Source organism: Pseudomonas sp. M2 (assembly GCF_015751845.1).
Taxonomy (GTDB): domain Bacteria; phylum Pseudomonadota; class Gammaproteobacteria; order Pseudomonadales; family Pseudomonadaceae; genus Aquipseudomonas; species Aquipseudomonas putida_E.
Window position 1 is genome coordinate 4,213,216 of the sequence record NZ_JADOUD010000001.1, and the last position, 14,981, is coordinate 4,228,196.

The window sequence follows — 14,981 nt, forward strand, 5'->3', positions numbered from 1 at the left end:
GCCGCGCAGGGCGGCCGGGCGCAGGCTCACAGGGTTGGTGCGGCCACCGGCTGCAGGCGGTGAAGCACGGTTTCGAGCAGTGCACCATGGCTGACGATGGCGTAGTGATCTGCGGCCAGGCACTGGCTGGAGTGGATCGCGTGGCGCGCTTCGAAGGCCTGGCAGACGCCCGCTTCGCTGCTCTGTGCCCACCAGCAGTCCAGGCTGGCGCGTACCGCAGGCAGGGCGTGCACTTGCAGCGACAGGGCCTTGAGGGTCATGGCGACGGTAAACGTGCGCGCCAGATCCTCGCTGCTTTGCAGGCCGTCCATGGCCTCTGCGCCCAGGCTCCGCTCGATCAGTGCCTGCAGCTGCGTGGCATCGGCATTGGCCGCTACCGGGAACAGCGGCAGGCTGTCGGCCGGGCGGCCACTGACCACGGCGAGGAAGGCGCGCAGGTCGCCGCCGCAGTCTTCGTCCAGCGCCGCACCTGGCTCACCCGGTACATACGGGTCAACCAGACCAAGCAGGTCGATCTGCTGGCCCTGGCTCTCCAGCTCGCGGGCCACCAGTAGCGCCAGGGTGCCACCCAGCGACCAGCCCAGCAGGCGGTAGGGGCCTTGGGGCTGCTTCTGGCGGATGTACTGGGCGTAGTCGATGGCCATGGCTTCGAGCGACTCGTCTTGCCACTGGCGGTCGAGCAGCATGCGGTTCTGTAGGCCATAGACACTGCAAACGCCGTCCAGCCGCTGAGCCAGTGCGCGGTAGTCGAACACCGTGCCGAAGCCTGCATGCAGGCAGAACAGCGGTGCCTGGCGTTCGACCTTGCGGTTGAGCAGCAGCAGTGGGTCGAGCGCCGCCTGCTCGCGCGCCTCGGCCGGGCACAGTTCGGCGATGGTCGGGCGGGCGATCAGGTCGCGCAGCTTCAGGTTCAGGCCCAGTTGCGGTTGGTTGCGCAAGCGCGAGAGCACCTTGAGCACACCCAGTGAATCGCCCCCCAGTTCGAAGAAATGATCACTCACCCCAACCTGCTCCAGGCCCAACACATCGGCCCATATCGCCGCCAGCGCACGCTGGCGGTCATCCGCCGGTGCCTGGTACTGGCGTTCGCACATGAGAGGCTCGGGCAGTGCGCGGCGATCGACCTTGCCATTGGGGGTTAGCGGCAAGGCATCGAGCACCATCAGTTGCGCCGGTACCATGTAGTCCGGCAGTACCTGGCGCAGGTACTCGAGCATCGGGATGACAGCCCGCTCGCCGTCGCCACGTACCACGTAACCGACCAGCTGCTTACCGTTGGCACCCTCGCGCGCCACCACCACGGCATCGAGCACGTTGGCGATATCGCGCAGGCGCGCCTCGATCTCACCCAGTTCGATGCGAAAACCGCGGACCTTCACCTGATTGTCCAAACGCCCGAGGTAGTCGAACACCCCGTCCGGGCGCTGGCGTACCAGGTCACCGGTGCGGTACAGGCGCCCGCCAGTGGCGCTGAACGGGTCGGCGACGAAGCGCTCGGCACTCAGCCCCGGGCGGCGGTGATAGCCACGGGCAAGGCCCTCGCCACCGATGTACAGCTCGCCGGCCAGGCCTGCCGGCAGCGGGTTGAGGCAATCATCCAGTACATGCAGCGTGCGGTTGCCCACGGCCACGCCAATGGGTGCATACACCGCTTCGCAGCGCGCCGTCACCGGCACCTTCCACAGCAGTGGGGTGACCACGGTTTCGGTAGGGCCGTAGCCGTTGGTGAGGTACTGCGGTTTGAGCACCTGCTTGACCTGCTCGAAGTTGGCATCGGCCACTGCATCGCCTCCGAAGCAGTAGATGCGCACAGGGGGCGGGGCCGGTTGTGCCTGGCCATATTCGGCCAGTTGCTGAAGATAGGCCGGCGGGAAGCAGGCGATGCTGATGGCCTCGGCATGCAGCACGTCCCAGGTCTGCTGCGGGGTCCACAGGGTGTTGCCACGCACCACCAGCAAGCCCCCGCTGATCAGGGTCGACAGCCAGCGCTCCTGGGCACCGTCGAAGGCGAACGACATGAACAGCAGTTCGCGGGTCGACGGGCCCATTTCATAGCGTTCGATGATCGCCTGGCAGTGCATGCGCAGCGGGCCTCGGGCCACGGCCACGCCCTTGGGGTTACCGGTGGAGCCGGAGGTGTAGATCATGTAACTGAGCTGATCGTCCAGCGCCTGCTGTTGCGGCGCGTGACGCTGCGCGGACAGCTCGCACCGGTCCAGGTCCAGGCGGCGCTCGGGGGCGATGCCCAGGCGCTCGCCGATAACGCTGTCGGTCAGCAACAGGGTCACGTCGGCGTCGCCGATGATCCACTGCAGGCGTTCGGCGGGGTAATCGATGTCCAGCGGCACATAGGCCGCGCCAGCCTTCATCACCGCGTAGAAAGCAACGATGGTGCGCACCGAGCGGTCCAGGGCGATGCCCACCCGGTCCTCGCGCCCGATACCGCGTTCGAGCAGGGTCCAGGCCAGGCGGTTGGCCTGCTCTTCCAATTGCCCGTAGGTCAGTTGCACCCCGTCGCAGCGCACTGCCACCTGGTCTGCACGCTCCTTTGCATGACGGCCGATCAGGCTGGCCAGGTCATGCTGTGCTGTATCGCAGGGCTGTGCGTGTGGCTGCACGACGGTGTCGAGCAGGCCGAGCGTGCCGACTGCCGCCTCGGGGTGGCTCAGCAGGCGTTCGAGCAAGGCTTCGAAGTGGCGGCGGATGGCCTGCACCTGCTGCGCCTGGAAATGGTCCAGGCGGTAGAGGAACTCGATACGCAGGCGGGTATTGAGGTGCACCGCCAAGTCCATCGGGTAGTTGGTGACGTCGCGCAGTTGCGCTTCGCCGAAACGCAGGCCGGCGGCACCGGCCGATTGCAGGCGTTCATCGATGGGGTAGTTCTCGAACACGATGATGCTGTCGAACAGCGCCTGGCCGTTGCTCTGGGCCCAGCGCTGGATGTCCACCAGCGGCGTGTGCTCGTGGTCGCGCACTTCCAGGTTGCAGGTCTGCAACTGTTGCAGCCAGTCCTGCACCGCTTGTGCCGGGTGCGGTGCCTGGATGATCGGCAAGGTGTTGATGAACAGCCCCAGCAGGCTGTCGGCACCCGGGAGGCTGGCCGGGCGACCGGACACGGTGGCGCCGAAGCACACGGTCTGTTGGCCGGTGTAACGTTGCAACAGCAGCACCCAGGCAGCCTGCACCAGGGTGTTGGGGGTTACGCGCAGGCGCTGGGCCTGCTCGCGCAGCCAGGTGGTGCGCTGCTCGTCCCAGTGCAGGTAGAGCGCGCCGTGGCCTTCCTGGGCGCTGCGGCTGCCGGCCGCACCGGCCAGCTGGGTGGGGGCCTGCAGCTCGGCCAGGCGTGGCCGCCAGAAGGCTTCGCTGGCCTGTTGCGCCGGCGCCTGCAGCCAGCGGATGTAGTCGCTGTAGCGGCCTTGCTGAGCCGGCAACGGCTGGCCGGCGTAGCACTGGAACAGTTCACCGAGCAGGCGTGACTGGCTCCAGCCATCCATGAGGATGTGGTGGCTGGTCAGGATCAGTTGGTGGCGCTCGTCATCCAGGCGCACCAGCAACAGGCGCAGCAGGGGCGGGGCGAGCAGGTCGAACGGGCGGCGGCGCTCGGCTTCGGCGGCGGCGGTCAGGCGCGCCGGCTCGACGGCCTGGCCACGCCAGTCCAGCTCCCGGGCGTCGAGCTGGCCCTGGCGCAGCACCACCTGCAGTGGCTCGCTCAGCTGTGGCGCCTGCCAGAAGGCACTGCGCAGCATCTCGTGGCGCTCCACCAACCGGCCCCAGGCGGCGATGAAACGCGGCGCCTCCAGGCCTTGGACCTCGACGCTGGTCTGGTTGATGTAGAAGTCCCCGGCACCGGCATCCTGGGTGTGGAACAGCATGCCCTGCTGCACGGTGGACAGCGGGTAGATGTCCTCGACCTGGTCGCAGGCGAAGGGCAACAGGGCCAGTTGGGCCTGGCTCAGGCGGGCCAGCGGCACGTCCGAAGGGGTCAGGCCCCGGCGCACGCCCTGGCCGCACAGGGCCACGACCTCGCGCAACTCGGCGGCGTAGTCATCGGCCAGGCGCTGCAGTTGAGCCGGCTCGAACATGCGCTGGCTGAAGCTCCAGTTCAAGCGCAGCTCGCCGTCGAACACCTGGCCATTGAGTGCCAGCCAGTTCTGCAGCGGTGCATCGGCGCTGTGTTCGCGGCCTTTGTCTGCCGGGATCGGCCGCATCAGCGTGGCGGCATCGTCGTTGCCACTGTCGAACTGGCCCAGGTAGTTGAAGGTGATACGCGCAGCGGGCAGCGCGGCCAGGGCCTTACGTATTGCCGGGCTGGCGAAGCTGCGCAGGGCACCGAAGAAAGCACCTTTGCCCGGCAGGGCGCGCAAGTGTTCCTTGGTCAGCATGATCGCTTCGGCCAGCGAGCTGCCGGCGCTGATGCGGGCCGGGTAGAGGCTGGTCAGCCAGCCGACGCTGCGGGTCAGGTCGGCCTCGAAGTCGGCGAAGGCTTCGCGGCCATGGCCTTCGAGTTCCACCAGATGGTCTCCGGCGCCGGTCCAGCGTTGCAGCACGCGGGCGAGGGCGGCCAGCAGCAGGTCGTTGATCTGCGTGCGGTAGGCGGCCGGGCAATCCTTGAGCAGGCGCGTGGTGGTCGCGGCATCCAGATGGGTGGTGACGCTGCGGCTGTCGCACAGGCGCAGCGTAGCGTCGGCATCGATCACCGGCAGCGTGCTGTCGATATCGGCGCACTGGCGTTGCCAGAAGGCGGCTTCCTGCTCCCCGGCCGGGCTCTGTGCGTGCGCTTGCAGGCGCAGGGCCCAGTCCTGCACCGACAGGGTACGCGGTGGCAGCGCGCAGGCCTGGCCGGCAGCCGCCTGGGAATAGGCACTTTGGAGGTCTTCAAGCAGGATGCGCCAGGACACACCGTCAACGGCCAGGTGGTGGATCACCAGCAGCAGGCGCTGCTCACCGTCGACCACCCCCTGCACTGCGCGCAGCAACGGGCCTTGGGCCAGGTCGAGACTGCCCTGAGCACGGTCGCACAGGCCCTGCCAGCTGTCGCCCTGGCTTGGCTCGAACAGCCAGAGCACGTCGTCGTCGGGCACGTGCGGGGCAAAGTGTGCCTGCCACTCGTCTTGCACCTGGCTGAAGCGCAGGCGCAAGGCATCGTGGGTGGCCAGCAGTGCAGCGAGTGCCTGGCGCACATGGGCCGGGGCCAGCGCCTGGTTGGCCTTGAGCATCACCGACTGGTTCCAGCGCTGCGCCTGCGGTACGGCCTGGGCGAAGAACTGCTGTTGCATCGGCAGTAGCAGGCTGCGACCGCTGGCGGGCAGGTACGCGGCTTCGCGCGGTTCGGCCTGGGTCAGGGTGACGTGGGCCAGCGTGCGCACGGTCTGGTGGCTGAACAGGTCTTTGGGGGTGAAGTGCAGGCCGTCGCGTCGAGCCTGGCTCACCAGTTGGATGGACACGATCGAGTCGCCGCCCAGCTCGAAGAAGTTGTCATCAATGCCCACGTGCTCACGCTTGAGCACCCGCTGCCAGACCTGCACCAGGCGTGCCTGCAGTTCATCTTCGGCGGCGCTGTAGCTGGCCTGGGCCTGAGCCAGCCCCGGGGCGGGCAGGGCCTTGCGGTCGAGTTTGCCATTGGGGCTCAGCGGCATGCGCTGCAGGAACAACCACTGGTTGGGCACCATGTAGTCGGGCAGGTGGGCCAGCAGTGCCTGGCTCAGTTGCTCGCGCTCCGGCAGCGGTGTGCCGGCCTTGGCCACCAGGTAGGCGACCAGCTGGTTGTCCACGGCCAGCACGGCGGCCTCGTGGATGGCGGGTTGCTCCATCAGGCGCGCTTCGATCTCGCCGAGTTCGATGCGCAGGCCGCGGATTTTTACCTGGTGGTCGATGCGCCCGCAGTACTCGATCACGCCGTCGGCGCGGTAGCGCGCCAGGTCGCCCGTGCGGTACATGCGTGCGCCAGGCTGGAACGGGCAGGCAACGAAACGCTCGGCGGTCAGTGCCGGGCGTTGGTGATAACCGCGGGCAAGGCCCACGCCGCCCAGGTACAGCTCGCCGATGACGCCCGCGGGTTGCGGCTGCAGGCCGGCATCAAGGATCCAGCAGGCCAGGTTGGCGATCGGATTACCAATCGGTACGCCGGTCTTACCCTCGTCACGGCAGGTCCAGTGGGTGACGTCGATGGCCGCTTCGGTGGGCCCGTACAGGTTGTACAAGCGGGCCTGCGGCAGTTGCGCGAATACTTGCTGCTGCGCCTCCACCGGCAGTGCTTCGCCACTGCAGACGATGCGCTGCAGGCTGCTGCAGCGGGCAACCTGGTCGTCGAGCAGGAAGGCCTGCAGCATCGAGGGCACAAAGTGCAGGGTGGTGACCTGATGCTGGACGATCAGTTGTACCAGGCGCGCCGGGTCGCGGTGGTCACCCGGCGCGGCGATGGCCAGGCGGGCGCCGGTGATCAACGGCCAGAAGAACTCCCACACCGACACGTCGAAGCTGAAGGGGGTCTTCTGCAGCACTGTGTCGCTGGCATCCAGGCCGTAGGCCGCCTGCATCCACTGCAGGCGGTTGGCCAGGGCCTGGTGGCTGTTACCCGCGCCTTTCGGCCGGCCGGTGGAACCGGAGGTGTAGATGACGTAGGCCAGTTGCTCGGGCGCGCACGGCAGCTGCGGATCGTGCTCGGGCTGCGCGGCCAGCGCCTGGTCGAGCAGGAGCACGGGCAGCCGGGGCGGCAGCGGCAGGCGATCGCGCAGGTGCGACTGGGTCAGCAGCAGGCCGATGCCACTGTCTTCGACCATGTAGCTCAGGCGCTCGGCGGGGTATTCCGGGTCGAGCGGCACGTAGGCGCCGCCGGCCTTGAGGATGGCCAGCAGGCCAACCACCAGTTCCAGGCTGCGCTCGGCGGCGATGCCGACCGGCGTGTCCTGGCGCACGCCTTGGGCGATCAGGGCGTGGGCCAGCCGGTTGGCCTGACGGTTGAGCTGGGCGTAGCTCAGCGCGCTGTCGCCGAACAGCAGTGCGGTGGCATCGGGTGTGCGGCGTGCCTGGGCTTCGACCAAGGCATGGATCGACGGCGTGGCAGGGTAGGCGTGGGTGGTGGCGTTCCACTGGGTGAGCAAGCGCTGGCGTTCTTCATCGGCCAGCAGTGTCACCTCGCCAAGCGCCTGCTGCGGGGCATGCACCACTTGCGCCAGCAGGCGCAGCCAGTGGTCGCCCAGGCGTTGGATGGACGTGTGGTCGAACAGGGCTGTGGCGTAGGTCAGGCTCGCACTCAAGCCCTGGGCGTCCTCAAAGGTGTTGAGGGTCAGGTCCAGCTGCGCGGTCTCGCCTGCCAGTGGCAGCGGCTCGATGGCCAGGCCGTGGCCGAGGGCCGTTTCGTTCGGCTGGGGCGCGCCGACCTGATGGTTGAACATGACCTGGAACAACGGGTTGTGGCTGAGGTTGCGCTCGGGCTGCAAGGCCTCGACCAGTTGCTCGAAAGGCAGGTCCTGGTGGGCCTGGGCCTGCAAGGTGGCGGCTTTGACCTGGTCGAGCAACTGCTCGAAGGACAGGGTTGGCTGGCACTGGGCATCGATGACCAGGGTGTTGACGAAGAAGCCGATCAGGTCTTCGGCCTCGACCCGGTTGCGGTTGGCGCTGGGCACGCCGACGCGGATGTCCTGCTGGCGGGTATAGCGGTGCAGCAGGGCCATGAACGAGGCCAGCAGCACCATGAACGGTGTGGCCTGGCGTGCCTGGGCCAGCTGGCGCACGGCCAGGGCCAGGGCCGGCGGGATGGCCAGCGGCAGGCGCGCACCGTCGAATCGCTGCACGCTCGGGCGTGGCCGGTCCAATGGCAGTTCCAGCACTGGCACTGCGCTGCCCAGGCGCTGGCGCCAGTAGTCGAGCTGGCGTTCCTGCTCGCCGGCTTCCATCCAGTGGCGTTGCCAGATGGCGTAGTCGGCGTACTGCAGCTGTGGTTCTGGCAACTGGCTGGTCAGGCCCTGGCTGAAGCGGGCGTAGCAGTGGGTCAGCTCCTTGACCATCACCTGCATCGAGCGGCCGTCGCTGATGATGTGGTGCTGCACCAGCAGCAGCACATGGTCATCGCAGCCCACTTGCAGCAACTCGGCACGCAGTAATGGGCCGCAGGCCAGGTCGAAAGGTTCACGTACCCGCGCCTGGATATGGGCCTGTACGGCCTGCTCATCGAGCGTGGTGAGCGTCAGTGCCAGCGCGACGGTGCTGTCGACCTGCTGCGCGACGCCTTGCTCGTCTTCGATGAAACGCGTGCGCAGGCTGTCATGGCGGCGCACCAGCGCCTCAAGGCTGGCCTGCAGCGCAGCGACGTTCAGGGCGCCGCGCAGGCGCAGGGCGCAGGGGATGTGATAGGCGCTGGCCTGGCGGTCGAACTGCCAGAGGAACCATTGACGTTGCTGGGCGAACGACAACGGCAGGCGGTCGAACGCTTCACGTACCTGAGGGATCGGCAGGCTGGCCACCGACAGGCCTTCCTCGCGCATCTTCAACAGGTACTGCCGGCGCTTTTCCAGCGGCAGCAGGACAAAGCGCTTGGCAATTCTCGAAGCGGCAGTGCTGTCCATCAGTGTTCCTCCATTTCGTCGAGCCAGGCTTCGAGGGTGTCGAGCTTGTTTTCATCGACCGCAGTTGTAGTGGTGTCCAGTTGAAGCGCCAGGGCTTGAAGGGTCGGATGCTGGAACAGGGCCTGTGGGGTCAGCTCGCGGCCCAGCTCCAGCTGGATGCGCGAGACCACGTTGATCACCAGCAGCGAATGGCCGCCCAGCTCGAAGAAGTCGTCGTCCAGGCCCACGGCCTGCACGCCGAGCACCTGTTGCCAGATGCCGGCCAGTTGCTCCTGCAACGGTGTGTGGGGGGCGCGGAAGGTGCGTTGGGCGTTGCTGTCGGCTGGTGCCGGCAGGGCACTGCGGTCGAGTTTGCCGTTGACGGTCAGGGGCAGCTGTTCGAGCCACATGCAATGGGCCGGCACCATGTAGTCGGGGAGCTGCGCCTTGAGCGCGGCGCGCAGGGCGCCGGTGTCGCCGCCCTGGCCTGCATGCGCCACCAGGTAGGCGAGCAGGCGGGTGCCGGCGGGCCCCTGGTCGGCGATCACCACTGCCTGCGCCACCGTCGGCTGCGCTAGCAGGCTGGCCTCGACTTCGCCCAGTTCAATACGGAAGCCGCGGACCTTCACCTGTTGGTCGATGCGCCCGATGTATTCGAGGGTGCCGTCGCTACGGCGGCGCGCCAGGTCGCCGGTGCGGTAAAGGCGGCTGCCGGGCTGGGTGGAGAACGGGTTGGCGATGAAGCGCGTGGCGCTCAGCCCGGCGCGGTTGAGGTAGCCTCGGGCGAGGCCCGCCTGGCCGATGTACAGCTCGCCGACGCAGCCCGCCGGAACCGGCTCGAGTTCGCCGTCGAGCAGGTAGCCGCTGAGGTCGTCGATCAGTTCGCCGATCGGGCTCACCGTGCGGTTCAGGTCATCCAGGCCAATCGGTCGATAGGTGACGTGCACAGTGGTTTCGGTGATGCCGTACATGTTCACCAATTGTGGCCGCTGTGCGCCGAAGCGCTCGAACCAGGGGCGCAGTGCAGCCACGTCGAGCGCTTCGCCGCCGAAGATCACAAGGCGCAGGGCAAGGTCTGCCGAGGTGGCGCTGCACGCGGCCTGGGTCAGTGGTTTGAAAGCCGAAGGTGTCTGGTTGAGTACGCTTACACGCTCGTCCACCAGCAGTTGCAGGAAGCCCTGCGGGTCGCGGCTCAAGGCCTGCGGCACGATCACCAGGCGGCCTCCATGCAGGAGCGCACCGAAGATCTCCCACACCGAAAAGTCGAAGGCAAAGGAGTGGAACAGGGTCCAGACGTCATTGTGGTCGAAGCGGAACCAGCGATCGCAGGCGCTGAACAGCCTCAGGACATTGCGCTGGCTGAGCAGCGTACCTTTGGGCAGGCCGGTGGAGCCGGAGGTGTAGATGATGTAGGCGAGGTTGTCGACGCTGCTGCGCGGCTCGGGATTGTCCACCGGCTGGTCGTCGTAGCCGGCCTCCAGGTTCAGGCGCAGCAGCCCGTCGTACTCTGGCAGTTCGGCGAGCAGGCCGGGCTGGTCGAGTAGCACCTTGATGCCGCTGTCGCGGACCACGAAAGCCAGGCGCTCTGCTGGGTGCGCGGGGTCGAGCGGCACGTAGGCGCCGCCGGCCTTGAGGATGGCCAGCAAGCCGACGATCATCGCGAAGCCGCGCTCTGCCACCAGGCCCACCGGCACCTCGGCGCCCACGCCCGCCGCGATCAGGCGGTGTGCCAGGCGGTTGGCGCGCTGGTTGAGCTCGGCGTAGCTCAAGGCCTGGCCCTGATAGCGCAGGGCAACAGCCTGCGGCTGCCGTTGTACCTGGGCTTCGATGCGTGCCGCCAGCGCTTGCGTTTGTGGGTGGGCGACCGGCGCGCCGTTCCAGGCGTCCTGGACCTGCGAGCGTTCGGCCGGGTCCATCAGGGCCAGTCGTGCGAGCGGCAGCCCTGGCTGGGCCAGGGCCTGTTCGAGCAGGTTCAGCCAGTGCCTGGCCAGGCGTTGCAGGGTGGTGGCGTCGAACAGTGTGCGGTCGTAGGTAAAGCTGGCGCTAAGGCCGTGTTCACCCTGGGCCGTGCTTAGCGCCAGGTCGAACTGGGCCTCCTCCGGCTGGCTGTCCAGTGCCTCCAGGTGCAGCGCACCCAGTGGCGCGGCATCGGCCGCCTGGTGGTGGTTGTACAGCACCTGGAACAAGCCCTGTTGCGGGCCGCGCTGGGGCAGCAGGGCTTCGAGCAGTTGCTCGTAGGGCAGGTCCTGGTGGTCTTGGGCTTCGACCATGGCCTGGCGGGTCTGCGCCAGCAGCCCGGCAAACGACAGGTCGGCCGTGCAGTCGGCGCGCAGCACCAGCGTGTTGACGAAGAAGCCGATCAATTGCTCGGTTTCCAGGCGGTTGCGGTTGGCCACCGGTACGCCGATGCGGATGTCCGGCTGGCCGGTGTAGCGGTGCAGCAGGGCCTGCCAGGCCGCCAGCAGCACCATCGGAACTGTCGCCTGGTGCGCGCTGGCGAAGCGTTGCACGGTTTCGCCCAGTGCCGTGGGCAATACCAGATGCAAGCGTGCTGCCGGGCGCTTGGCGTTGTCGCGACGGGGGTGATCGCAGGGCAGCTCGAGCACCGGTTGCTCGCCGGCCAGGCGTGTGCGCCAGTAGGCCAGCTGGCGCTCGCGCTCGCCGTCATCCAGCCAGCGACGCTGCCAGGCAGCGAAGTCGGCGTATTGCAGTGCCAGTGCGGGCAAGGCCTGGCCTTGATAGAGCGCGCACAGCTCGCGGACCATCACCTGCATCGACCAGGCGTCGGAGACGATGTGGTGCTGCACCAGCACCAGCACGTGGTGGTCGGCCGCCAGGCGCGCCAGCCCTACACGCAGCAGCGGGCCGTTGGCCAGGTCGAAGGGCTGGCCGAGCAGGCCTGCGATAAAGGCTTGGCACTGGCTCTCTTCAAGTGACTGGCACTGCAGGTTCAGCGACCAGGGGGCGAGGATGTGCTGGCGCGGCCGTTCACCTTCGAGGGTGAAGCAGGTGCGCAGCGCTTCATGGCGGGCAATCAGCTGGTCGAATGCTCGGCTCAGGGCGGTGACATCCAGCGGGCCGCGCAGGCGCAACACGCTGGGAATGTGGTAGGCGCTGCTTTCTGGGGCCAGCTTCCACAGCAGCCACTGGCGCTCCTGAGCGTAAGACAGCGGCAGTTGGTCACGCGCGGTTTGCACCGGCAGGGCCAGCGGCGTGGCCCTTTGCAGCTGCGACAGGGCCTGGCAGAAGTCGCCCAGGCGCGGCTGGTCGAACAGCAGGCGCAGGGGGAAGTTCAGCGCCAGCTCATGGCGCAGGCGCGAGACTGCCCGCGCCACCAGCAGCGAATGGCCGCCCAGGGCGAAGAAATCATCACCCAGCCCGACGCGTTCGGCCTTCAGCAGCTCGGCCCAGGTGGCCGCAACCTGGCGTTGCAGGTCAGTGGTCGGCGCCAGGTAGCGAGCCTGCGCCGGGCTTTCATCGACCACCGGCAGGGCCTTGCGGTCGAGCTTGCCGTTGGGTGTCAGCGGCATGGCCTGCAACAGGTGCAGGCGTGCTGGCAACATATAGCCCGGCAGTTGCTCACGCAGCGGCGCCAGGCAGTGTTCGGTGAATGCCTGGATGTCGGCGGGCCTGCTGGCGGGTACCACATAGGCGACCAGTTGAGCGCCATCGACGCCGTCGCGGGCGACCACTGCGGCTTCGCGCACCGCGTCCAGGGTGAGCAGGGCCGCTTCGATCTCGCCCAGCTCGATGCGAAAACCACGGATCTTCACCTGATGATCGACCCGGCCAAGGAAGTCCAGGCTACCGCTGGCGTGGCGGCGCGCCAGGTCGCCGGTGCGGTACAGGCGCTCGCCGGGCTTGCCATAGGGGTGCGGCACGAAGCGTTCGGCGGTCAGGCCGGGGCGCTGGTGGTAACCCTGGGCCAGGCCGTCGCCGCCGATGTACAGGTCAGCCGGCACCCCCGGGGGGCTGGGCAGCAGGTTGCCGTCGAGCAGCAACAGGCCGGTGCGCTCGATCGGCTGGCCCAGTTCGGGGCGGGCGCTGGCGCGGGCCAGTGCGTGGCGCGCCGACCAGATGGTGGTTTCGGTCGGGCCGTACAGGTTCCACAGCGCGGCGCAACGGGCCAGCAGCCTTACCGCCAGGTCATCGCCGAGCGCTTCCCCGCCGCATAGCGCGGTCAGTGCAGGCAGGCGTTGGTCGGGGTCATTGTCGAGCAGCATGCGCCATGTCGACGGGGTGGCCTGCAGCACGTCGACGTGCTCGCTGATCAGCAGGTCGAGGATTGCCGCCGGGTCCTGCACGGTGTGCTTGTCGGCCAGCACCATGCACGCCCCGGTGCACAGTGGCAGGTACAGCTCCAGGCCGAAGATGTCGAAGGAGCAGGTGGTGATGCTCAGCAGGCGCTGGCCCGGGTGCAGGCCGGGGGCTTTGGCCATGGCCGCGACGAAATTGGACAGTGCGCCATGGGGCACCATCACGCCCTTGGGGTTGCCAGTCGAACCGGAGGTATAGAGCACGTAGGCCAGTTGCTGCGGTGGGCAGTCCAGGGCCAGGGCCGGTTCGGGCTGGTGCGTGGCCTGCAGGTCGAAGTCATCGAGCAGCAGTACCTGCTGGCCTGGCGTTGGCAGGGCAGCCAGCACCGAGGCCTGGCTCAGCAGCAGGGGGGCGCCGCAATCTTCAAGCATGTAGGCCAGGCGTTCGGCGGGGAACTGGGGGTCCAGCGGCACGTACGCCGCGCCGGCCTTGAGGGTGGCCAGCAAGGCGACGATCAGCGGTGCGCCGCGCTCCAGGGCCACCGCCACTCGCTCGCCCGGGCGGATGCCGGCGGCTTGCAGCCGGCGGGCAAGGCGCTCGGCGGCGTTGTCGAGGGCGCGGTAGCTCAGGTGCGAGTCGCCGGCGACCAGCGCAACGGCCTCGCCGTGGCTGCGCGCCAGGCGTGCGAACTGCTGGTGCACGGCCAGGCCGTCGAGGGCATCGCCAGCGGGGCCCTGTGCGGCCGCCAGCCACTGTTCACGCTGCAAGGCAGGTTGCGCATGAAGCTCACCGATAGCGCACTCGGGGTGGTCGAGCATGGCCTGGAGGATGGCCAGCCAGTCCTCGCCCAGCCGCTCAGCGGTGGCTGCCTCGAACAGCGCGGCATCGTAGTCGAGGCTGATGCCGAGCCGCTCGCGACCCGCCTGAACGTTGAGGCTGAGGTCGAACTTGGCGGCAGTCGGCGCACTGGGCAAGGGCTCGATGTGCAAACCTGCGAAACCGGCCGGGGGCTGCTCGGCATTGTCGCTGGTCCAGTTGAACAGGCAGTGGAACAGTACGCCGTTGGTGCTGTGGCGTTGTTCGGCAAGCGCTTGCTCAAGCGGATAGTCGGCATGTTCCAGGCACGCCAGGGCGTGCTTGCGCACCTGCTCGAGCAGGCCGGCCACGGACTGGCGCGGGTCCAGGCGTGCCCGGTGGATCTGGCTGTTGACGAAAAAGCCGATCAGGTCCTGTACCTGTTCCTGGGTGCGCCCGGCATTGGGCACACCAACGATGAAATCCTCCTGCCGGGCATGGCGGCCAAGTACCAGTTGCCAAGCGGCCAGCAGCACCATGAACGGCGTCAGGCCATTGGCCCGGCAGGCTGCCTGCAGCTGGCTGAACAGCGCGGCGGGCAACGCCAGGGTGCAGGTCCCGGCGGCGGTGGCGGGGCGGCTGTCGCGCGGGTGATCGGTGGGCAGTTCCAGCCGTTGCAGGCCACCTTGCAGGTACTGGCGCCAGTAGCTGGCGGCGCGTTCGTGGGCCGGGCTGGCCTGGTAGACGCCGCGCTGCCAGTGGGCGAAGTCCAGGTACTGCACCGCTGGGCGAGGCAGCTGACAGTCACTGCCGGCGCAGGCGTTGGCGTAGGCCTGCGAGAGGTCGCGCAGCAGCACCGGATTGGACCAGGCATCACTGACGATGTGGTGGCTGGTCAGGGCCAGCACATGGCGTTGCGCGCCCAGCTGGTACAGGCAGGCGCGCAGCAGTGGGGCCTGGGTGAGGTCGAACGGGGTGGCGGCTTCGGTGTGCAGCGCCTCGCGCAGCACGTGCTGTGGTTGGCTGCGCAGGTCGACGCAGCGCAGGTTCAGCCGCGCTGCGCGGTCGACCTGCTGGCGTGGCTGGCCCTGCACCTCGTTGATGCGGGTACGCAGGATGTCGTGACGGTCGATGACCCGGTCCAGTGCCTGTTGCAGGTCTTGCGCCTGCAGCGGGCCCTGGAGCAAAAAGGCGCGCGGCTGGTTGTAGGTGGCGGCATCGGGGTCGAGCTGATCGAGCAGCCACAACTGCTCCTGGGCGAACGACAGCGGCGCGTGGTCGGCGCCGTGGGCAACGATGCCGGCAGGGGCAGCGGCGGTTTCGTCGAGCTCGCAGAGCAGGGCCAGCAGCGCGTCATCGGTGGATTGGTTCTGGGGTGTCATCTCG

At 68.1% G+C, this 14,981-nt stretch carries 2 protein-coding genes; both read right to left on the reverse strand.

The features are described from left to right. Positions 1 to 26 precede the first annotated feature (26 nt). Positions 27 to 8,564: a non-ribosomal peptide synthetase gene (locus tag IWW33_RS19555; RefSeq protein ID WP_196914330.1), complete on the reverse strand. Its 8,538-nt coding sequence runs from the start codon at positions 8,562 to 8,564 to the stop codon at positions 27 to 29. Continuing rightward, on the reverse strand, positions 8,564 to 14,977 hold the full coding sequence (locus IWW33_RS19560; protein WP_196914331.1) for a non-ribosomal peptide synthetase: 6,414 nt from the start codon (positions 14,975 to 14,977) through the stop codon (positions 8,564 to 8,566). The genes IWW33_RS19555 and IWW33_RS19560 overlap by 1 nt, the downstream gene beginning before the upstream one ends. Between the last annotated feature and the right edge of the window lie 4 nt (positions 14,978 to 14,981).

Excerpts from the sequence above, each read along its gene's own strand:
- IWW33_RS19560 (WP_196914331.1), bottom strand. The coding sequence starts at position 14,977 with ATGACACCCCAGAACCAATCCACCGATGACGCGCTGCTGGCCCTGCTC.
- IWW33_RS19555 (WP_196914330.1), bottom strand. The coding sequence starts at position 8,564 with ATGGACAGCACTGCCGCTTCGAGAATTGCCAAGCGCTTTGTCCTGCTG.